The 19,636-nt window shown below is 70.0% G+C and carries 17 protein-coding genes; 11 read left to right on the forward strand and 6 right to left on the reverse strand.

The window, feature by feature from the left end; all coding sequences use genetic code 11:
- Positions 1-60: 60 nt before the first annotated feature.
- On the reverse strand, positions 61-2,901 hold the full coding sequence (uvrA, locus tag IV112_RS05665) for an excinuclease ABC subunit UvrA (RefSeq protein ID WP_304001693.1): 2,841 nt from the start codon (positions 2,899-2,901) through the stop codon (positions 61-63).
- A gap of 154 nt (positions 2,902-3,055) precedes the next feature.
- Between uvrA and IV112_RS05670 the strand changes: the two genes are divergently transcribed.
- From IV112_RS05670 to ssb, 3 genes are all read left to right on the forward strand, one after another.
- On the forward strand, positions 3,056-4,285 hold the full coding sequence (locus IV112_RS05670; protein WP_304001695.1) for a M48 family metalloprotease: 1,230 nt from the start codon (positions 3,056-3,058) through the stop codon (positions 4,283-4,285).
- Positions 4,286-4,388: 103 nt separating this feature from the next.
- Entirely contained in the window at positions 4,389-5,735 is a 1,347-nt protein-coding gene (locus IV112_RS05675) for an MFS transporter (protein ID WP_020165709.1), read from the forward strand.
- Positions 5,736-5,823: 88 nt separating this feature from the next.
- Positions 5,824-6,357, forward strand: a complete 534-nt coding sequence (gene ssb / locus IV112_RS05680; protein WP_304001701.1) for a single-stranded DNA-binding protein — start codon at positions 5,824-5,826, stop codon at positions 6,355-6,357.
- Positions 6,358-6,413: 56 nt separating this feature from the next.
- On the opposite strand, the gene IV112_RS05685 is transcribed toward ssb, so the two are convergent.
- Positions 6,414-7,316: a DMT family transporter gene (locus tag IV112_RS05685; protein ID WP_304001704.1), complete on the reverse strand. Its 903-nt coding sequence runs from the start codon at positions 7,314-7,316 to the stop codon at positions 6,414-6,416.
- Between the two features lie 190 nt (positions 7,317-7,506).
- Here IV112_RS05685 and IV112_RS05690 point away from each other — a divergent pair, with 190 nt between their 5' ends.
- Positions 7,507-7,929 (forward strand): CBS domain-containing protein, encoded by a 423-nt coding sequence (locus IV112_RS05690; protein WP_304001706.1) that lies wholly within the window; start codon positions 7,507-7,509, stop codon positions 7,927-7,929.
- Between the two features lie 31 nt (positions 7,930-7,960).
- Here the strand turns inward: IV112_RS05690 and IV112_RS05695 are convergent, their stop codons facing one another.
- Positions 7,961-9,097 (reverse strand): M48 family metallopeptidase, encoded by a 1,137-nt coding sequence (locus tag IV112_RS05695; RefSeq protein ID WP_304001709.1) that lies wholly within the window; start codon positions 9,095-9,097, stop codon positions 7,961-7,963.
- 231 nt (positions 9,098-9,328) lie between these two features.
- Between IV112_RS05695 and IV112_RS05700 the strand changes: the two genes are divergently transcribed.
- The 6 genes from IV112_RS05700 to IV112_RS05725 all read left to right on the forward strand — a co-directional run bounded on the left by IV112_RS05700 (position 9,329) and on the right by IV112_RS05725 (position 16,054).
- Positions 9,329-9,820, forward strand: coding sequence for a hypothetical protein (locus IV112_RS05700; protein ID WP_304001712.1), 492 nt, complete (start codon positions 9,329-9,331; stop codon positions 9,818-9,820).
- 28 nt (positions 9,821-9,848) lie between these two features.
- On the forward strand, positions 9,849-10,484 hold the full coding sequence (locus tag IV112_RS05705; protein ID WP_304001715.1) for a trimeric intracellular cation channel family protein: 636 nt from the start codon (positions 9,849-9,851) through the stop codon (positions 10,482-10,484).
- Between the two features lie 112 nt (positions 10,485-10,596).
- The gene (gene bchI, locus IV112_RS05710; RefSeq protein ID WP_304001718.1) at positions 10,597-11,616 is read left to right on the forward strand and encodes a magnesium chelatase ATPase subunit I; all 1,020 of its coding nucleotides are present in this window, start codon (positions 10,597-10,599) and stop codon (positions 11,614-11,616) included.
- Positions 11,617-11,627: 11 nt separating this feature from the next.
- Positions 11,628-13,463, forward strand: a complete 1,836-nt coding sequence (locus IV112_RS05715; protein WP_304001721.1) for a magnesium chelatase subunit D — start codon at positions 11,628-11,630, stop codon at positions 13,461-13,463.
- 28 nt (positions 13,464-13,491) lie between these two features.
- Positions 13,492-15,012, forward strand: coding sequence for a phytoene desaturase (locus tag IV112_RS05720; RefSeq protein ID WP_304001723.1), 1,521 nt, complete (start codon positions 13,492-13,494; stop codon positions 15,010-15,012).
- On the forward strand, positions 15,005-16,054 hold the full coding sequence (locus IV112_RS05725) for a phytoene/squalene synthase family protein (RefSeq protein ID WP_304001726.1): 1,050 nt from the start codon (positions 15,005-15,007) through the stop codon (positions 16,052-16,054). The genes IV112_RS05720 and IV112_RS05725 overlap by 8 nt, the downstream gene beginning before the upstream one ends.
- Before the next feature lie 10 nt (positions 16,055-16,064).
- Here the strand turns inward: IV112_RS05725 and bchO are convergent, their stop codons facing one another.
- Positions 16,065-16,937, reverse strand: coding sequence for an alpha/beta fold hydrolase BchO (bchO, locus tag IV112_RS05730; protein ID WP_304001727.1), 873 nt, complete (start codon positions 16,935-16,937; stop codon positions 16,065-16,067).
- Between the two features lie 63 nt (positions 16,938-17,000).
- Between bchO and IV112_RS05735 the strand changes: the two genes are divergently transcribed.
- A complete protein-coding gene (locus tag IV112_RS05735) occupies positions 17,001-17,141 on the forward strand; it encodes a hypothetical protein (protein ID WP_304001729.1) in 141 nt (46 codons plus the stop codon).
- 22 nt (positions 17,142-17,163) lie between these two features.
- Here the strand turns inward: IV112_RS05735 and IV112_RS05740 are convergent, their stop codons facing one another.
- Together IV112_RS05740 and crtD are read right to left on the reverse strand one after the other, a co-directional pair.
- On the reverse strand, positions 17,164-18,111 hold the full coding sequence (locus tag IV112_RS05740) for a carotenoid 1,2-hydratase (RefSeq protein WP_304001732.1): 948 nt from the start codon (positions 18,109-18,111) through the stop codon (positions 17,164-17,166).
- Complete coding sequence (gene crtD / locus IV112_RS05745) at positions 18,108-19,598, reverse strand: 1-hydroxycarotenoid 3,4-desaturase CrtD (RefSeq protein WP_304001734.1); 1,491 nt, start codon at positions 19,596-19,598, stop codon at positions 18,108-18,110. Before crtD ends, IV112_RS05740 begins: the two co-directional genes overlap by 4 nt.
- Positions 19,599-19,636: the final 38 nt, after the last annotated feature.

Raw genomic sequence — 19,636 nt, forward strand, 5'->3', positions numbered from 1 at the left:
TATGTCCCGAAACAGCACGAAAACGCTTGCGCCGGAACATAGAATCTCCCACGAAAGCCGCTACTTCCTGCGCGACGCCGCCTTCCGTGGCTTCAGCAGTGGCGCGAGGTAGTGCCCGGTGTATGAACGCTCTTCCGCAGCGACCTGCTCCGGCGTGCCGGTGGCGATGATCTCTCCGCCGCCGGCGCCGCCTTCGGGGCCGAGGTCGATGATCCAGTCGGCGGTCTTGATCACGTCGAGGTTGTGCTCGATCACGACGATGGTGTTGCCGGCGTCGCGCAGCCGGTAGAGCACGCCGAGCAGCATGTCCACGTCGTGGAAGTGCAGGCCGGTGGTCGGCTCGTCGAGAATGTAGAGCGTGCGGCCGGTGTCGCGCTTGCTCAGCTCCAGCGCCAGCTTCACCCGCTGCGCCTCGCCGCCGGACAGCGTGGTCGCACTTTGGCCCAGGCCGATGTAGCCGAGGCCCACCTCGACCAGCGTTTCCAGCTTGCGGGCGACCGTGGGTACGGCGTCGAAGAAGCCGCGTGCTTCGTTCACGGTCATGCTGAGCACGTCGTGGATGGTCTTGCCCTTGTAGCGGATGTCCAGCGTTTCGCGGTTGTAGCGCTTTCCGTTGCACACGTCGCAGGGCACGAACACGTCGGGCAGGAAGTGCATTTCGACGCGCACCAGGCCGTCGCCCTGGCAGGCCTCGCAGCGGCCGCCCTTCACGTTGAACGAGAAGCGGCCGGGGCCGTAGCCGCGCGAGCGCGCCTCCGGCGTGCCGGCGAACAGTTCGCGGATCGGCGTCAGCAGGCCGGTGTAGGTTGCCGGGTTGGAGCGCGGCGTGCGGCCGATCGGCGACTGGTCGACATTGATCACCTTGTCGAACTGCTCCAGTCCTTCGATGGCGTCGTGCGCCGCCGGCAGCGCGGCCGAGCCGTACAGGTGATGGGCGGCGGCGGTGTACAGCGTGTCGTTGATCAGCGTGGACTTGCCGGAGCCGGACACGCCGGTCACGCAGGTGATCAGTCCGAGCGGGATCGACGCATCCGCGCCGCGCAGATTGTTGCCGCGTGCACCGCGCACGTGCAGCCAGGCGTCCGACGGCTTGGTGCGCTTCTTCGGCACCTCGATCTGCTTGCGGCCGGAAAGGTAGGCACCGGTCAGGCTGGCCTCGGAGGCCTCGATGTCGGCCGGCGTGCCCTGCGCGATCACCTCGCCGCCGTGCTGGCCGGCGCCCGGGCCCATGTCGACCACGTGATCGGCCATTTCGATCGCTTCCTGATCGTGCTCGACCACGACCACCGTGTTGCCGAGGTCGCGCAGCTTGTTCAGCGTGCCGAGCAGGCGCGCGTTGTCGCGCTGGTGCAGGCCGATCGACGGCTCGTCCAGCACGTACATGACGCCGGTCAGGCCGGAGCCGATCTGGCTGGCCAGCCGGATGCGCTGCGCCTCGCCGCCGGACAGCGTTTCGGCCGAGCGGTCCAGGCTCAGGTAGTCGAGACCGACGTCGATCAGGAAGCCGAGGCGGGCGGCGATCTCGCGCATGATGCGGGCGGCGATCGCGGCACGCGCGCCATCCAGTTCCAGCCCTTCGAACACCTGCTGACAGGCGCGCAGCGGCAGTGAAGCGAGCTGCGGCAGCGTGTGGTCGCCGACCTTCACGTGGCGCGCGTCCGAGCGCAGCCGCGTGCCCTGGCAGTCCGGGCACACCTTGGTGTTGCGGTACTTGCCCAGTTCCTCGCGCACGACGACCGAATCGGTTTCGCGGTAGCGCCGCTCCAGGTTCGGCACCACGCCCTCGAAGGTGTGCTCGCGCACCGTGGTGCGGCCGGATTCCGACAGGTAGCGGAAGGGGATGCGGTCACGCCCGGAACCGCTGAGCACGATGTCCTGCAGCTTCGCGTCGAGCTGCTCCCACGGCGTATCGACGTCGAACTTGTAGAAGGTGGCGAGGCTGGACAGCAGCTGGAAATAGAACTGGTTGCGCCGGTCCCAGCCGCGGATCGCGCCGGAGGCGAGCGACAGGTGCGGGTGGGCGACGATGCGCGCCGGGTCGAAGAAGGTGACCATGCCCAGGCCGTCGCAACTGGTGCAGGCGCCGGCCGGGTTATTGAACGAAAACAGCCGCGGCTCCAGCTCGGCCACGCTGTGGCCGCACACCGGGCAGGCGAAGCGGGCGGAGAAGAGCTGTTCGGCGCCGCTGTCCATGTCCAGCGCGATGGCGCGGCCTTCCGCCTGCTGCAGCGCGGTCTCGATCGATTCCGCCAGCCGCTGGCGGGCGTCGGCGCGCACCTTCAGGCGGTCGACGACGACGTCGATCGAGTGCTTGATGTTCTTGTCCAGCTTGGGCAGCTTGTCGATGTCCATCAGCGCGCCGTCCAGCCGCACGCGCACGAAGCCGCGCGAGCGCAGGTCGGAAATGAGCTCGACCTGTTCGCCCTTGCGCTCGCTCACCACCGGAGCAAGGATGGCCACCTTGCTCTCTTCCGGCATCGCCAGCACCGCGTCGACCATCTGCGACACGCTCTGTGCGGCCAGCGGTGCGCCATGCTCAGGGCAGTGCGGCGTGCCCACGCGGGCAAAAAGCAGGCGCAGGTAGTCGTGGATTTCGGTCACCGTGCCGACGGTGGAGCGCGGGTTGTGGCTGGTCGCCTTCTGTTCGATCGAGATCGCCGGCGACAGGCCCTCGATCAGGTCCACGTCCGGCTTTTCCATCAGCTGCAGGAACTGGCGCGCGTAGGCCGACAGCGACTCGACGTATCGGCGCTGGCCCTCGGCGTACAGCGTGTCGAAGGCGAGCGAGCTCTTGCCCGAGCCGGACAGCCCGGTGATCACCGTCAGGCGGTCGCGCGGAATGTCGATGTTGATGTTCTTCAGATTGTGGGTGCGCGCACCGCGTATGCGTATCCAGTCCATGGTCCGGCCGGGGGCAGGGCAAACCGGGTATGAGACCCCATTTCCCGTCGAATTGCGAGCGGCTGCACAGGTCGGGCTGCACGCACTTGCGTCGCGCATGCGTATTGATTAGCGTGCCGCTCGCCGTCTCCCTCCAACAACGATGACAACAGACATGCAGATCCTGACCGTTGCGCCCTATCCGCGCGAGAACACGCTGTTCCGAATTCACGCCGTGCTGTCCGCAGTGCTGTGGGTGCTCATCCTGGTCGCCACCTTCGGCCTGGTGCTGGTCTACCTGCTGTTCGGCGGGCTGTTCTACCTGTTCGGCTTTTCCTGGTTCATCACCCACCTGAAGGGCAACGGAGCGCGCATCGGACCGGACCAGTTTCCGGACCTGCACGCGCGCATCGTCAGCGCCTGCGACCGGCTGGGCATACGCGAACTGCCCGAGTGCTACCTGATCCAGTCCGACGGCATCCTGAACGCGCTGGCGGCCAAATTCCTGGGCCGCCACTACGTCGTGCTGTTCTCGCCCATCGTCGATGCGCTGGAGGAGCGTCCGGATTCACTGGATTTCTACATCGGACACGAACTGGCGCACATCCACCGCAAGCACACCGGCCTGCTGCGTTCGGTCTTTCTCTGGCCGTCGGCCTTCCTGCCTTTGATCGGTGCCGCCTACCGCCGCGCCCAGGAATACACCTGCGACCGTTATGGTCTTGCGCTGTGCCCGAAGCCGGAGGATGCCGAACGCGCGCTGGCGGTCGTGGTGGGTGGATCGCGCCGGTGGATGACGCTGAACAGCGACACCTTCATCGGTCAGAGCGCCGAAAGCGGTGGCTTCTGGATGTCGTTCAACGAGCTGACCTCGGACTACCCCTGGCTGTCCAAGCGCATGCTGGCGCTGCGCGCGCTGTCGTCCGGCCGCGAACTGCGGGTGCCGCGACGCAGCCTGCGCGCCAAGCTGCTGGCGCTGTTCGTGCCGCGCTTTCCCGGGATTGGCGGCGGCGGCGGCCTGATCATGCTGGTCGCGCTCGTCGGCGTGATGGCCGCCATCGCCATTCCGCAGTACGAGGACTACGTGAAGCGTGCCCGCCTGGCGCAGGTCGATGCGGCCGCCGGCACGCTGCTGCAGCACCTGCAGACCGAGGCGGCCACGCTGGAACAGGCGAACACCCTGTTGTCCGCGCTCGACCGCGTGCCGGCGGTACAGGCGCTGCAGGCGGTGGCAAGCGTGGACATGCGCGAGGGCGGTACGGTGATCGTGACGCCGCTGGGCCGGCCCGGCGGCCAGGACGACGCGCTGGCCTTCGTGCCCTCGCTGGATGACGTCAGCGGCGCGGTCCAGTGGCAGTGCCAGACCGAGCGACCTGAGCCCCGCCGGCCGTCCTGGTGCCGCTGAAACCGGGCGGCGGTGACGGAGAGGCCGTGGCAGTGGCCGCGGCTTTGCTAGAATTCGGCGGTTCCTTCGCCGTCCCGCCATGACTTCCCCTATTTCAGACCGCATGACCCGCACCGAATGGCGTGCGGGCGTGGCGCTCGCATTCATTCTCGCCTTGCGCATGCTCGGCCTGTTCCTCGTGCTGCCGGTGTTTTCGGTGTTCGCGCGGACGCTGCCCGGCGGCGACAACATCTTCATGGCCGGGCTGGCCTTCGGCGTGTTCGGTCTCGCCCAGGCCTTCATGCAGATTCCGTTCGGCATTGCCTCCGACCGCTTCGGTCGCAAGCCGGTCATCGTCGTCGGTCTGCTGCTGTACGCGGCGGGCAGCCTGATGGCGATGTGGGCGCCGGACATCCACTGGATGATCGCGGCGCGCATCCTGCAGGGTACCGGCGCCATTTCCGCCGCGGTGACCGCGCTTGCCGCCGATCTGGTGCGCGACCAGCACCGCACCAAGGTGATGGCGATGATCGGTTCGACCATCGGCCTCGTGTTCGCCGGTTCTCTGGTGCTGTCGCCGGCGCTTTACGGCTGGGTGGGCATGGATGGCATGTTCCTGTTCATCGCCGTGCTGGCACTGACCGCGATTCCGGTGCTGCTCAAGGTGGTGCCCGACCCGGACCACGCGCCGGTGGTGCAGCCGACGCCGTTTGCGCGGGTGATCGCCGACCGTCAGCTGATGCGCCTCAACTTCGGCATGTTCACCGTGCACATGGTGCAGATGGCCATGTTCCTGATGGTGCCGCTGGCGCTGGTCGAAGTGATGGGCGTGCCGGTGGCCGAACACTGGACGCTCTACCTGCCCATCGTGCTGGCCAGTTTCGTCGTCATGGTGCCGGCCATCGTCTGGGCCGAAAAGCGGGCGCGCGTTAAGTCGGTGTTCCTGGCGTCCATCGTCACGCTGATCGTTTCGCAGTTCATCTTCCTGGCGCAGGTCGACCTGATGTGGGTGCTGGTCGGAGGGCTGTTCGTGTTCTTCATCGCCTTCAACCTGCTGGAGGCGCTGCTGCCCTCGCTGGTGTCGCGCATCGCGCCGCCGGCGGCCAAGGGTGCGGCGCTCGGTGTGTTCAATACAGCGCAGTCCATCGGCGCCGCCACCGGCAGCGCCATCGGCGGGGCGATCGCGCTGCGTTTCGGCGCCGCTGGCGTGTTCGGCTTCTGCATTGCGCTGGCCATCGCCTGGTGGCTGTGGGCACGCAGCATGCAAGCGCCGCCGGTGGTTGCACTGCGCGAGTACGCGATCGGCGATCATGTCGACATCGAGTGGCTGCGCGAGCGCCTGCTCGAACTGCCGGGTGTCAGGGAAGCCAGCGTAGAACGGGAGCGCCGGATGGCGTATCTGAAGGTGAATCTGGAACTGTGGGACGAAGAGGGCGTACGCCGGCTGCTCGATGCGCCGGTCGTTGCCTGAAATTCATATGGAATAATGGCGCAGCGCCCGTCCGGTGCGTAGCGCCTCTGTCAGAAACGAAATACACGAATCTCGCGGGAGGAAAATCATGGCTTCAGTAAACAAGGTCATCATCGTCGGCAACCTGGGCCGCGATCCGGAAACCCGCTACGCGCCAAACGGCGACGCGATCTGCAACATCACGGTGGCGACCACCGACAGCTGGAAGGACAAGGCTACCGGCGAGAAGAAGGAACAGACGGAGTGGCATCGCGTGTCCTTCTACGGCCGCCTGGCCGAGATCGCCGGCCAGTACCTGCGCAAGGGCTCGGCCGTCTATGTCGAGGGCAGCCTGCGCACCCGCAAGTGGCAGGACAAGGAAGGTCAGGACCGCTACACCACCGAAATCCGCGCCGAGCAGATGCAGATGCTGGGCAGTCGTCAGGGCTCGGGTGGCGGCGGTGGCGGTGAAAGCTACGGCGGCGGTGGCGGTGGTGGTTACGGCGGTGGCGACGATTTCGATCAGGCACCGCGCCAGTCCGCGCCGCGTCAGGCGCCCAGCCGGCCGGCTCCCGCGCCGCAGTCGGCACCGCCGTCCTCGTCCGGTGGCTTCGGCGGCATGGACGACGACATCCCGTTCTGACACGAACGGTCAGTCCGGACAGAAAAACGGCGCGCCTGCGGGTGCGCCGTTTTTTTTCAGCGCGCCGTCGCCCGCCCGGGCCGCGCGGCGACGAAGGCGCCCGCCGACACGCAGATCAGGCCGGCGACCAGCCAGCCGGACAGCGGTTCGTCGAGCAGCGGCGCCGCGGCGACGCCGGCCAGTACCGGCACCAGCGCCACCAGCGCGCCGGTGCGTTCGGCGCCCAGCTCATGCACCGCCTTCAGGAACAGCATCATCGCCACGATGGTGACGCCGGCGCCCTGGTAGAGACCCTGCAGCACCAGCATGCCGGTCGGCACCTGGTCGAGCGCCTTGGGCAGCCACAGCAGATAGACCGGGAGGTAGAGCGCGGTCGAGCCGAGCGCGACGAAGCGGGTCAGCGTCCAGGCGTCGCGCTTCCATTTCTTCGCCAGCACGCTGTACAGCGCCCACGCGGCCGAGCCGCCGAGCAGCAGCAGGTCGCCCAGCAGCATGTCGTGTGTCCATGCGTGGCCGCCGGCAGAGTAGTGCACCGCCACGCAGGCAATGCCCAGCGCAATGCCGGCCAGGCCGACCATGCGCCCGGCACCCGGTCGCGAGCCGAGCACCCACCAGGCGGCCGCGGCGACCAGGAAGGGCTGCATGCCCGGCAGCAGGATGGCGCCGTGCGCGGCCGGTGCGTACTTGAAGGCGGCGAACACGAACAGGCCGTAGATGAGGCCGCCGAGCAGGGTCAGCGTCCACAATTGCGCGTCGCGCCAGGCGCCGCGCGGCAGGCTGCCGGCGAAAGGCAGCAGCAACAGTGCGGCCGTGCCCAGGCGCAGCGCCAGCGTGTCCCACGCGGTCAGCGGGCTCTTGCCGCCGTAGCGGGACACCAGGATGAAGCCGGTCCAGATGGCGACGGTACCGGCAGCGGCGAGATAGCCGGTGGTGCGCGGGGGCGGGGCGAAGCGGGGCATTGCGAAGTCAATCGATGCGACGGGGCCTCAGTGTAGAGCGTGTCGTCGTCCGCCTCCCCGTCGTGTTGCCGGCTGTTCCGGTCGGCGCAGCGGCACAGTCAAGGCGCGCCCGCCTGATCCTGCTCAAGACGACCGACCGGCCGGCGGCTAGATTCAAAGGGGACTCGCCCCGGGCATTTCAGGAGACATCATGGAAAAGCGCTACATCGCCTTCATCATCAAGAACAGGGAACCGCTGTTGCTGCAGCGGAAGGACACGGTCAGCCATGCCTGCCGGCTGATGCACGAGAAGGGGACGGGGGCGGTACTGGTGGTCGACGACAAGCAGAAGCTGGTCGGCATCTTCACCGGCCGCGACGCGGTACGCATGCTGGCCGAGGGGCATCACGCGCCGGCCATGACGCTGGCCGAGGCGATGACGCCGGAGCCGCACACGATTGCGCCGGACCAGACCTCAATCGACGCGCTGCGCGAAATGAACGATCGCGGCTTCCGCCATCTGCCGGTGGTCGACAACGGGGTGATCGTCGGCATCGTGTCGCGCGGCGACTTCAAGGGCGCTGAACTGGAACGACTGGGCGACGAGACCAGCCTGTGGGAAAGAATCTGTTGACGCGGGATCTGCTGAGTCGGGATCCGCTGACTCAGCGGCGATCGGCGCGCGCGCTGCGGTACTGCTGCCGCCAGTCGCGCGACGAGGCCAGCCACCACATGCGGTCGAAGGCCAGTGACAGCGTCGGCAGCAGGTCGGCGAAGTAGTGCTCGGCTGCGCTCGGGCCGTCGGCCGCGTCGGGCAGGCCGTCCGCGTGGTCGATATCCAGCGCCGCCAGGCGTTCGGCCAGCGCCGGGTGGGTGTCGAAGGCGGCGGTGTCGGCGCGTGCGCCGAGCAGATGGTCCAGATCGGCCAGCGCGTCGTCGCGCACGAAGCCCACCTGCATGCCGAGGCCCATTTCGCGGAAAGGGCGGATGCGCGGCCGGCGTTTGCTGCGCGCCTGTTCCATCACCTTGGTCCAGTAGTTCTCGGTCAGGAAGCGGTCCTTCATCGCCAGATCGATCAGGGCGCCGGCCAGCGCCGGCGCGCCGACCGCGCGGGCAGCGAGTGCGTCGGCCTCGAATTCGTCCAGTCGCGACAACTGCACGGACTGTTCGAGATCAGTCCGTGCGGTGCGCGCGAACACACGGCGGGCGGCGCGCGCCAGCGCGCCGTCGTCCTCGTCGATGCGGTCGAAACAGCGCAGCCACCAGGTGCGCAGATGGGCGGCCCAGGCGCCGCGGCGGCCGCGCTGCGCCGACAGGTGAGCCAGTTCGTGCGCCAGCACCGCCGACAGTTGCTGCGGCGTCAGGCAGTGGGCCAGGGGTATGCCCAGCAGCAGCGTCGTGCGCATCGGGCCGAACAGACCGAAAGCCGGGCGACACACGACGGCCGCGTTCACCTCCGGCGTGGCCAGCACGCGATCGATGCGGCGTGCGCCGAGCCGCGCACACAGGCGGTCGATGCGCCGGCGGAAGCCGGGCGCCAGCGCGTCCGGCAGCACGATGCCCGTGCAGTCCGGCGTCGGTACCCAGAGCCAGTACGAAAGTCGCACGCCGACCCCGGCGACCGCCAGCAGCGTGGCCAGCGCCACGGCAGCCGCCCCGGTCGAGGCGCCATCCAGCGCATGCAGCAGCATCAGCCCGGACAGCAGGCTGCCGGCCAGCGCTGCGGTCAGCAGCCCGATGCATAGGGTGGCGCGCAGCGTGAGCAGGCGGCGAAGCTGGCGTTGTCGGCTGTGCGCATTCACGATGGCGGCTCCGGGCAGGGCAAACGCGAGGGGACTGGGCCGACTTATACGCAGCGCGCCAGCGCTGCGGCAATCAGCCGAATACCTGAGCCCGATCAGGCAATTTCCCCGTTCGAAACAACGATGTGGCGTCTGCTCGCGCCGATTTGTATCAGCGTGATGCGTTGGGCATGTCGGCGCGCGGCGTCGGCATAGACTGGAACGGTCATCTTCTTCGGCCCCCGTTTCACCATGGCGCTTCCCCTGTTCAAGCCCGATTCCCCGCTCGCCGAGTTCGAACTGCTTGAACTGCTGGACCGCAGCAACCGGCAGGCGCGCGAACGCCTGCGGCGCTTCGGCACGGTGTGGCCCTTCGGCAGCTACGTCTGTCCGGCCGGTTTTGTCCATCCGCTGGAGTCCGATCCCGCAAACTACGCGCTGCCGCACTACATGCAGTACGAAATACTGCACGACAGGCTGGTGGCGATGGCGTGGAAGGACAGGCTGATCGCCTACACGCTGGTGGCGCAGATCGGTCTGCCGCCGGAGTTCGATGCGGCGCGCACGTCGTCGGTCCGGGTCCATTTCGAATCGCCGGAAATGTCCGTCTATATGTACACGCCCTTCCTGCAGGCGCCCTGTCGCGCACATCCGCCGACCGTCGCCGACTTCCAGCGCACCCGCTTTCTCGAATCCTTCGTGACGCCGGCCGGCGCCAACGTGTTCGAGGCCCGGCGAGGCTGAAACCGCCAGCGGCGCCTACAATCGCCGCATGCCCAGATTCCAGCTGCTCATTTCGGCGATCGAGTTCGCCGCCACGCTCGCCTTTGCCGTGTCCGGCATGATCGAAGCGGCGCGCCGCCGCATGGACGTGGTCGGTGTGTTCGCCGTGGCCTTCATCACCGCTTTCGGCGGTGGCACGGTGCGCGACGTGCTGCTCGACCGCCGGCCCTTCTTCTGGGTCGAGCACCAGGGCTATGTGTGGCTCATCTTCGTGCTCACCCTGGTGGCGGCGCCCTGGCTGCACAAGCACCGCGAAATCGTCACCGAGCGCGCGATGCTGATTCCCGACGCGCTGGGCCTCGGTCTGTTTTCGGTCACCGGCGTCAGCCTGGCGCACCAGATGGGCATGCCGCTCTTCGTGTCGGTCATGATGGGTGTCGTCACCGGCGTGCTCGGCGGCGTCATGCGCGACGTCATCTGCAACGAGGTGCCGAACGTGTTCCACGACCACCGGCCCTATGCCCTGTGCGCCTTCGTCGGTGCCTGGCTCTACCTCGGCATGGACGCGCTGGCGGTGACACCGCTGCTGTCGCTGGCCGTCTCGGTCGCGCTGATCGCCGGCCTGCGGCTGCTGGCGGTGATGACCGGCTGGTCGGTACCGCGCTGGCCGCGCGACGAAAGCTGAGCACACCGTGTAGCGTCAATCTGTAGACACATCCGATAGTGTCAGCATAAAGTGACGCTATCGGATGTGCCATCGATCTTCCATGGCGCCCGACTTCCGCGCGAGGTGCGCCATGTCGCAAGCCTTCCCGTTTTCGGCCATCGTCGGCCAGGACGAAATGAAGCAGGCCATCCTGCTGTCGGCGGTCGATCCGTCCATCGGCGGTGTGCTCGTGTTCGGCGACCGCGGCACCGGCAAGTCGACGGCCGTGCGCGCACTGGCGGCACTGCTGCCGAAGATGCGCGCGGTCGAGGGCTGCGCCTACCAGTGCGACCCGGACGAGGTGGCTTCGGTCTGCCCGGTCTGTTCCGCCGCCGCCGCATCGCGACGCGCGCGGCTGGTGCCGGTGCCGGTGGTCGATCTGCCGCTCGGCGCCACCGAGGACCGCGTGGTCGGCGCTCTCGATCTCGAACGCGCGCTGACCCGCGGCGAGAAGGCTTTCGAACCCGGACTGCTGGCGCGCGCCCATCGCGGCTTCCTCTATGTCGACGAGGTCAATCTGCTGGAAGACCACCTGGTCGATCTGCTGATCGACGTGGCCGCTTCCGGCGAGAACGTGGTCGAGCGCGAAGGCCTCAGCGTGCGTCACCCCGCGCGCTTCGTGCTCGTCGGCAGCGGCAACCCGGAAGAGGGCGAGCTGCGGCCGCAGCTGCTGGACCGTTTCGGCCTGTCGGTCGAGGTGAGCACGCCGACCGACCTGCCGACCCGCGTCGATGTCGTGAAGCGGCGCGACGCCTTCGAGCGCGACCGCGCCGGCTTCTGTGCGCAGTGGTCCGGACGCGACGCCAAGCTGCGTCGTCGCATCGTCGGTGCGCGCGAGCGCCTGCCCGCCGTACGGGTGCCGGATGCGGCGCTCGAACAGGCGGCCCGGCTGTGCATGCAGCTCAGCACCGACGGCCTGCGCGGCGAACTGACGCTGGTGCGCGCGGCGCGCGCACTGGCCGCCTACGACGGCGACGACGAGGTCGGCGACGCGCACTTGCGACGGATCGCGCCGTCGGCGCTGCGCCACCGGCTGCGCCGCGATCCACTGGACGAATCCGGCTCCGGCGTGCGCGTGGCGCGCGCGGTCGATGAGCTGCTGCCGGCATGAGCGGGGCACCGATGCAGACTGACGACACGATGGCGCGCTGGCTGCGCGCACTGCTGCCGGCCGCGCTGTGCGCGCTCGATCCGGCCGGATGTGGCGGCGTGCGGCTGCGCGCCCAGGCGGGCCCGGCGCGTGACGCCTGGCTGGCGCAACTGCGCGCGCTGCTGCCGCCCGGCACGCCGCTGCGCCGCATTCCGCTCGATGCCCCCGATGCCCGCCTGCTCGGCGGGCTCGATCTCGCGGCCACGCTGCGCGCCGGCCGACCGGTGGCCGAGCGCGGCCTGCTGGTCGAGGCGCACGGCGGTGTCGTGCTGCTGGCGATGGCCGAGCGCATCAGTTCGGCCGCCGCGGCGAGGCTGACCGCGGTGATGGACGAGGGCGTCGTGGTGATGCTGCGCGACGGCATGGAAGCGCGCGAGGCGGCCGAGTTCGGGGTGATCGCGCTGGACGAGGCACAGGGCGACGACGAGAACCTGCCGGCCGCGCTGTGCGATCGGCTGGCCTGCATCGTCGACCTCGAAGGCCTGCGTGCCGGCGACTGCCCGCAACTGCCCTTCGATGCCGGACACATCGCCGCCGCGCGTGCGCGCCTGCCGACGGTCAGCGTGTCGCCGGTGGTGATCCAGTCGCTCGGTGCAGCGGCACAGGCCTTCGGGGTCGATTCGCTGCGCGCCTTCATGCTCGCGGTACGCGCCGCCCGCGCCGCGGCCGCGCTGGACGGGCGCGACCAGGTCGGCGAGCCGGACGTGACGCTGGCCGCCCAGCTCGTGCTGGCGCCGCGCGCGACGCAATGTCCGGCGAGTGCCGCCGAGGCACCCGCCGATGCGTCACCCGAGGCCGCCGCGCCCGATCAGCCCCCCGACAGCACGCCCGCCGAGGCTGCGCCGCCGCCGGGCGATGCGGGCGGCGAGCAGAGGGACGAGCAGAAGGACGACAGGCCCGCCGATCTGCAACAGCCGCTCGAAGACCGCGTGCTCGACGCGGTACGCGCCGCGCTGAGCCCTGACCTGCTGGCGCACATCCGGCTGGCCGGCGGTCGTCTGCCGCGGGCGCGCAGCGCCGGGCGCTCCGGCGCGCTGCGCGGAAACGGCCAGCGCGGACGGCCGGTCGGCGTGCGCAAGGGGCGACCGGGCGGCGGGCTGCGGCTCAGTGTCATCGACACGCTGCGTGCGGCGGCGCCGTGGCAGGTGCTGCGCCGACGCCAGGGCATGCCGGCGACGCGGGTGGCGGTGCGACCGGAGGACTTCCGCATCGTCCGTTACCGGCAGCGCACGCAGACCACCACCATCTTCGTCGTCGACGCCTCCGGCTCGTCGGCGCTGCACCGGCTGGGCGAAGCCAAGGGCGCGGTCGAACTGCTGCTGGCCGACTGCTACGTGCGGCGCGATCGCGTGGCCGTCATCGCCTTCCGCGGCACGCGTGCCGAACTGCTGTTGCCGCCGACCCGTTCACTGGTGCGCGCCAAACGCAGTCTGGCCGGCCTGCCCGGTGGCGGTGGCACACCGCTGGCCGCCGGCATCGAAGCCGGCTGGAGCCTGGCCGACGCGTTGCGCCGGCAGGGCGACACGCCGACCCTGGTGCTGCTCACCGACGGCCGCGGCAATGTCGCGCGCGACGGTCTGGGCGGCCGTGCCCGCGCCGAGCAGGACGCGCAGGCGGCGGCGCGGCGGGTGCGCGCGTCGGCACTGCGCACGCTGTTCATCGACACCTCGCCGCGGCCACATCCGTCAGCGCAGTCGCTGGCGGCCGGCATGGGCGCGCTGTACGCACCGCTGTCCGCGGCCGATGCGCAGGGCATATCACGGCTGGTGAAGCAGGCGGGCGCACAGTCCGCGGGCCAGAACGGATGAACATGACCGGTATTCGGCGATGACTTCGATGAGCGATTTGCCGCCGGCTGTGACCGGCGTGCGCCGCAGCGCACCGCATGCGGTGGTGATCGGCAGCGGCTTCGGCGGGCTGGCCGCGGCGGTCAGGCTCGGTGCGCGCGGCTACCGCGTCACCGTGCTGGAACGACTGGATGCGCCGGGCGGACGCGCCTACGTACACCGGCAGGACGGTTTCACCTTCGACGCCGGCCCGACCATCGTCACTGCGCCCTTCCTGTTCGAGGAACTGTGGCAGCTGTGCGGACGACGGATGGCCGACGACGTCGATCTGCGGCCGCTGTCGCCGTTCTACCGCATCCGTTTCGACGACGGCGAAAGCTTCGACTGCTCCGGTGATCCCGATGCGATGCGGCGCGAGGTGGCGCGGCTGGCGCCGGACGACGTGGCCGGTTACGAGCGCTTCATGCAGGCCAGCGAAGCGACCTTCCGCGTCGGTTTCGAACAGCTGGGTCACGTGCCCTTCGACAGCTGGATCGACATGGCGAAAGTGCTGCCGGCGATGCTGAAGCTGCAAAGCTATCGCAGTCTGTACAGCCTGGTGTCCAGCCACGTGCGCGACGAGCGGCTGCGCTTCGTGCTGAGCTTTCATCCGCTGTTCGTCGGTGGCAATCCGTTCACTGTCACGTCGATCTACGGCCTGATCGCCCACCTGGAGCGGCAGTGGGGCGTGCACTTCGCGATGGGCGGCACCGGCTCTCTGGTCAGCGGCCTGGTGACGCTGATCGAGGGGCAGGGCAACCGCGTGCGCTGCGACGCCGAGGTGGTCGAGATCACCGCGCACAACGGCCGCGCCACCGGCGTGCGGCTGCGCAACGGCGACACGATTGCAGCCGACGTCGTGGTGTCGAATGCCGACGCCGCCTACACCTACAAGCACCTGCTGCCATCCACCCGGCGCAAGCGCTGGACCGACCGCCGCCTCGACGACGCCCGCTACTCGATGAGCCTGTTCGTCTGGTACTTCGGCACGCGCGGCTGCTACGACGCGGTGCCGCACCACACGATACTGCTGGGTCCGCGCTACCGGGCGCTGCTGCACGACATTTTCGAGCGGCAGGTGCTGGCCGACGATTTCAGCCTCTATCTGCACCGACCGACCGCGACCGATCCGTCGCTGGCGCCGCCAGGCTGCGACGCCTTCTACGTGCTGTCGCCGGTGCCCCACCTGGACAGCGGCACCGACTGGTCGATCGAGGCGGAGCGCTACCGGCAGGCGATCGAGGACCGCCTTTCGGCGACGCTGCTGCCGGGGCTGGGCGAGCGCATCGTCACCTCGCGTGTCACCACGCCGATCGATTTCCGCGACCGCCTGCTGTCGCTGAAGGGCGCGGCTTTCGGGCTGGAGCCGGTGCTGACGCAGAGCGCCTGGTTCCGTCCGCACAACCGCAGCGAAGAACTGGAGCGGCTCTATCTGGTCGGCGCCGGCACGCACCCCGGCGCGGGTCTGCCCGGCGTGCTGTCGTCGGCGCGCGTGCTCGACCGTCTGGTGCCGGACCCGTCCCATGTCTGATCACGACGCAGCCCGCGACATGGCGGCCTGCCGCCGTCTGCTGCGCGACGGCTCGCGTTCCTTCTTCGCCGCCTCGCTGCTGCTGCCGCGTGCGGTGCGCGAACCGGCGTGCGCGCTGTATGCCTTCTGCCGCATCGCCGACGATCTGGTCGATGACAGCGCGGCCGACGAGGCGACCGTCGAGGCGCTGCGGCGCCGGGTCGATGCCGCCTGCGCCGGCCGGCCGCGCAACGATCCGGTCGATCGCATGCTGTCGCGGGTGGTGGTGCAGTTCGCCATACCGCCGGCGCTGCTGCACGCGCTGATCGAGGGCTTCGCTTGGGATGCGCGTGGCCGGCAATACGAAACGCTGTCCGAGCTGTACGACTACTGCGCCCGCGTCGCAGCCACCGTCGGCGCCATGATGGCGATGCTGATGGGCGTGCGCGACCGCGAACAGGCGGCGCGCGCCTGCGATCTCGGGCTGGCGATGCAGCTCACCAACATCGCCCGCGACATCGGCGAGGACGCCCGGCGCGGCCGGCTCTACCTGCCGCGCGGCTGGCTGCGCGTGGCCGGCATCGACCCGGACGACTGGCTGGCGCAGCCGGTGTTCGACGCGCGGCTGGTGCCGGTGCTCGATCGCCTGCTCGGCTGTGCCGACCTGCTGTACGAGCGCGCCGCTGCCGGCATCGAACAGCTGCCGCCGGCCTGCCGGCCGGGCATACGGGCGGCACGCGCCATCTATCGCGATATCGGTCGCGGCGTGGTGGCCAACGGACACGATTCGGTGTCGCAGCGCTCGGTCGTGTCGTCCTGGCGCAAGACGGTGCTGCTGGCCGGCTCGCTCACCGCCGCCGCGCGGCAGGCGGATGCGCGCTACGCCGAGCTGGAGGAGGTGTCGATGCTGGTCGACGCGGTCACCGCGGCGCCGCTGCCGCTGGCCGTGCAGGGACGGCTCGACCGCCTGCCGTCGCGCACGCCGCGACAGCGGCTGGAGTGGCTGATCGACCTGTTCGAGCGGCTGGAGCGGCAGGACCGGGCGCGCGCGCAGGGCGGCTGACGCCGGTGGCCTACCGCACCGCTTCGGCGATCAGCGCGGCCAGTCGCTGTGGCGCTTCCTCGTGCGCCAGATGCCCCAGTCCGTCGAGCTCGATCAGGCGCGCGCCGGTGACGATGCGCTGTACCCGGCGCGAACAGTCGGCCGGCACCGTGCGGTCGCCGCGCGCCGCGATCAGCGTCAGCGCGGCGTCGAGCCGCGGCAGGTCGCGCGCCAGCGGTGCGATGTCCCAGTTCGCCATCATGCCGAGCACCCCGGCCACGTGGGCGCGACAGCGCACCAGTCGCGCGTACAGCGCGATGCCGCGCGCGTCGATGTGCGAACCGGTGCTGGCGATCAGCCGCTCGACCGCACCGCTGCGCGACGCGCTGCGCGCGAACAGGGCGGCGGCAAAGGGGGTCAGTGACAGCACACGGGCGGCCGGCGGGAACAGCAGGCCGGCCAGGCCGGGCAGCGGCAGCAACGCGCCATTGAGGCTGACCAGCTGGCGGCCGGGCAGCAGGCCGTCGAGCCGCATGCGCAGTGCGATCGCCGCGCCCGCCGAGTGCCCGGCCACCGCCGCCGGTGCGATCTGCAAGGTCTGCATCAGCGCGCCGACGGCGCGCGCCATGCCGGGCAGCGAAAGCGTGCCGGCCGGCGGGGTCGAACTGAAGGCGTGGCCCGGCAGGTCGGGCGCGATGACGGTGTGTTCGCGTGCCAGCAGCGGCAGCAGGTCGCGCCAGGAATGGGTCGAGGCGCCACTGCCGTGCAGCAGGAGCAGAGGCGGGCCGCTGCCGTCGATCTGCACGTGCCAGCGCACGCCGCCCGCATCGACGAAACGGCTCGCATCGCGATGGGGCCAGTCGGCGCCGTCGCGCGGCCAGTCGAGGCTTTCGGTTGCGGCCATGGCGTTGTGAAGTTTCGGGGGCAGGTTCAGTGCAGTCGATGCAACCATACAGGAGGGCGTGCAATGAGTCCGACCACGCTGGTCATTGTCGAGGCGGTGCTGATATTCGGCGGCGTGCTGGTGTTCGCCGTGTACCAGCTGGTGTCGTTGCGCCGTTTGCAGAAGCGCGAGGGCGACCGCAAGGACGAAGCGCCGGAGCGCTGAGCCGGGTGCTGATCAGGCACCCTCAGGCGGCCCATGCGCTGCGCCGCGGCATGCGGAAGGGCAGCAGCATCTGCACCCAGCCGCTGCGGAAGCGTTCGAGGTCCAGGCTTTCGTGCACGCCATGTACCGGCTCGCCGAGCAGCCGGCTGTCGAGCAGCGAGCGCGCATAGAAAGGCGTGTCTTCCAGCGTGCGCGCCCGCGGTGTCGTGCCCGCTTCGCTGCGCGTCGCGCGGGCGATGCCCCAGCGCGTGCCCGGCAGGTCGTGCGCCGCCGGTGCGGCGAAGCTGCGGCAGCCGCCGTCGGCGTCGAAATGCAGCGCCAGCGAATGCGGCGTTCCGTCGCGACGCTGCACGTCGTACAGCACCGCGGTGTCGCCGCCGCGCAGGCTGCTGCGCGACCAGTGCCAGCGGGTGAAGTCCTCCTCCAGTGCGCGACTGCCGGCATTGCTGTCGGCATAGGCATCGCCATGCCAGTGCAGCGCGGGCTCGCTCAGTCTCACTTCGACCCGCGCACAGGGGGCGATCGGCAGCCACAGGTGGTGTCCGTCGGCATCGAGCGCGAAGGCGTCCTGCACCAGCGTCGGCGCGTGCAGGCGCACGCTGCCGCGTACGCGCATCGGCAGCGGGGCGCCGATCTCGTCGAGGTCGATGGTGAGTGCGGCGCCGTCCCAGTGCAGCCGGCTGGGGCCGATGCGCAGGCTGTGCGCGTCGCGCTGCAGTGCCGAGGCGCCGCGCTCGGTCATGGTCCAGCGGCGCTTTTCGCCATACAGCGCGACATTCACCGCGCAGTGCGCGTGCGGGTCGGCCACGCCCGGGTGACGGCGGCGGGCCAGTGCGTAATACGGCGAGAACACGCTGCCGATGAAGGCGATCACCGTCAGTCCGTAGCGACCGTCATCGCTGGTGGCGTCGACATACCACCAGCGGTAGCCACCCGGCGCGACGGCAGCGTCGAAGTTGCGTGCATTCATGAGCGGGCCTCCGTCCGGTCGCGCAGGATGCAGTCGGCGGCCAGCCGGCCGGACAGCGCGGCCATCGGCAGACCGGGGCCGGGGTGCGCGCTGCCGCCGGCCAGATAGAGTCCGGGCACGCGGCTGCGCGCGCCAGGACGACGGAAGGCGGCGCGCCAGCCGTGCGAGGCCTCGCCGTACAGCGCGCCGCCGGTCGCGGGAAACATCCGGTTGAAGTCCTCCGGCGTGGTGGTGACGCAGGCGCTGGCGCGGCGGTCGATGTGCAGGCCGCACTGTTCCATCTGGCGGAAGGCGAGGTGAGCGCAGCGCTCGATCTCGCCGGGGCGCGCCAGCCGGCGGTCGCCATCGGCCGGCGCATTGACCAGACAGAGCAGGCGTTCCGCCGGCAGCGGCGACGACGGCGGCGCGTCGCCGCGATCCTGCGCGCAGACATACACGGTGGGGGCGCGCGGCAGCCGGCGATGGCGCTGCAGGTCGTCGAATTCTGCGCGGTAGTCGGCGGAGAAGAACACGTTGTGGCGCACCAGCGGAAAGCCCTCGGTCGCCGCGACCAGATTCCAGGTCACCGCCGACAGCGAGCGCGCGGCCGGCTCGACCGCGGCCGTCGCGCGGCGCACGTCGTCACCGAAGTGACCGGCCGGCAGCGCGGCGACGTCGGCGTTGGCCACCACGGTGTGTGCCGCCAGCCACTCGCCCGAGGCCAGTCGGACACCCGATACGTGATCGCCCTTCAGCGTGATCTCGCTGACGTGCTCGCCGTAGCGGAACTGCACGCCGTGGCGCACGCACAGCGCCGCCAGCGCCTCGGCCAGCCGGTACATGCCGCCCTCGATCAGCCATACGCCGCGCTGTTCGACGTGGGCGACCAGCATCAGGGTGGCGGGCGCATCGAAGGGCGACGAGCCGCAATAGGTGGCGTAGCGGCCGAACAGCTGGCGCAGCCGCGGATCGCGGAAGTGGCTGCCGAGCGCCTGCCACATCGTCGCAAACGGGCGGATGCGCAGGATGTCGACGCCGGCGCGGCGCGCCAGTTCGAGCGGTCCCGGGCGCTGGGCGCGCATGAAGCTGCTGTCGAGCGTGCGGTAGATGGTCTGCGCCTCGCGCGTGAAACGGACGAAGCGGCGCGCCTCGGCGGCGCCGGCGAAGTCGCCGATGGCCTCGGCACTGCGGTCGACATCGGCATGCAGATCCAGGTGCTGCCCGGCCGACCAGGCGTGGCGCGCCAGCACTTCGACCTGGCGCGTGCCGACGTGCGTGACGAAGTCGCTGCCGGCGGCGTCGAAGATGTCCTCGAACACCTCGCGCAGCGTGAACACCGTCGGGCCGGCGTCGAGTCGCAGACCGGCCACGTGCACCTCGCGCAGCTTGCCGCCGGGCGTGCCGGCGCGTTCGGTCAGCGTCACCGCCAGGCCGCGGCGGGCCAGTTCGAGCGCGGCCACGAGGCCCGCCACGCCGGCACCGATCACCACCACGTCCTGTCTGCTCATGCCGGCTCCTGTAAACCTTCATTGACGTTACGACCTGT

The organism is Methyloversatilis discipulorum, from assembly GCF_018780585.1.
GTDB lineage: Bacteria > Pseudomonadota > Gammaproteobacteria > Burkholderiales > Rhodocyclaceae > Methyloversatilis > Methyloversatilis discipulorum_B.

Coding starts and splice junctions, on each gene's coding strand:
- uvrA (WP_304001693.1), bottom strand. CDS start 2,901: ATGGACTGGATACGCATACGCGGTGCGCGCACCCACAATCTGAAGAAC.
- IV112_RS05670 (WP_304001695.1), top strand. CDS start 3,056: ATGCAGATCCTGACCGTTGCGCCCTATCCGCGCGAGAACACGCTGTTC.
- IV112_RS05675 (WP_020165709.1), top strand. CDS start 4,389: ATGACCCGCACCGAATGGCGTGCGGGCGTGGCGCTCGCATTCATTCTC.
- ssb (WP_304001701.1), top strand. CDS start 5,824: ATGGCTTCAGTAAACAAGGTCATCATCGTCGGCAACCTGGGCCGCGAT.
- IV112_RS05685 (WP_304001704.1), bottom strand. CDS start 7,316: ATGCCCCGCTTCGCCCCGCCCCCGCGCACCACCGGCTATCTCGCCGCT.
- IV112_RS05690 (WP_304001706.1), top strand. CDS start 7,507: ATGGAAAAGCGCTACATCGCCTTCATCATCAAGAACAGGGAACCGCTG.
- IV112_RS05700 (WP_304001712.1), top strand. CDS start 9,329: ATGGCGCTTCCCCTGTTCAAGCCCGATTCCCCGCTCGCCGAGTTCGAA.
- IV112_RS05705 (WP_304001715.1), top strand. CDS start 9,849: ATGCCCAGATTCCAGCTGCTCATTTCGGCGATCGAGTTCGCCGCCACG.
- bchI (WP_304001718.1), top strand. CDS start 10,597: ATGTCGCAAGCCTTCCCGTTTTCGGCCATCGTCGGCCAGGACGAAATG.
- IV112_RS05715 (WP_304001721.1), top strand. CDS start 11,628: ATGCAGACTGACGACACGATGGCGCGCTGGCTGCGCGCACTGCTGCCG.
- IV112_RS05720 (WP_304001723.1), top strand. CDS start 13,492: ATGAGCGATTTGCCGCCGGCTGTGACCGGCGTGCGCCGCAGCGCACCG.
- IV112_RS05725 (WP_304001726.1), top strand. CDS start 15,005: ATGTCTGATCACGACGCAGCCCGCGACATGGCGGCCTGCCGCCGTCTG.
- bchO (WP_304001727.1), bottom strand. CDS start 16,937: ATGGCCGCAACCGAAAGCCTCGACTGGCCGCGCGACGGCGCCGACTGG.
- IV112_RS05735 (WP_304001729.1), top strand. CDS start 17,001: ATGAGTCCGACCACGCTGGTCATTGTCGAGGCGGTGCTGATATTCGGC.
- IV112_RS05740 (WP_304001732.1), bottom strand. CDS start 18,111: ATGAATGCACGCAACTTCGACGCTGCCGTCGCGCCGGGTGGCTACCGC.
- crtD (WP_304001734.1), bottom strand. CDS start 19,598: ATGAGCAGACAGGACGTGGTGGTGATCGGTGCCGGCGTGGCGGGCCTC.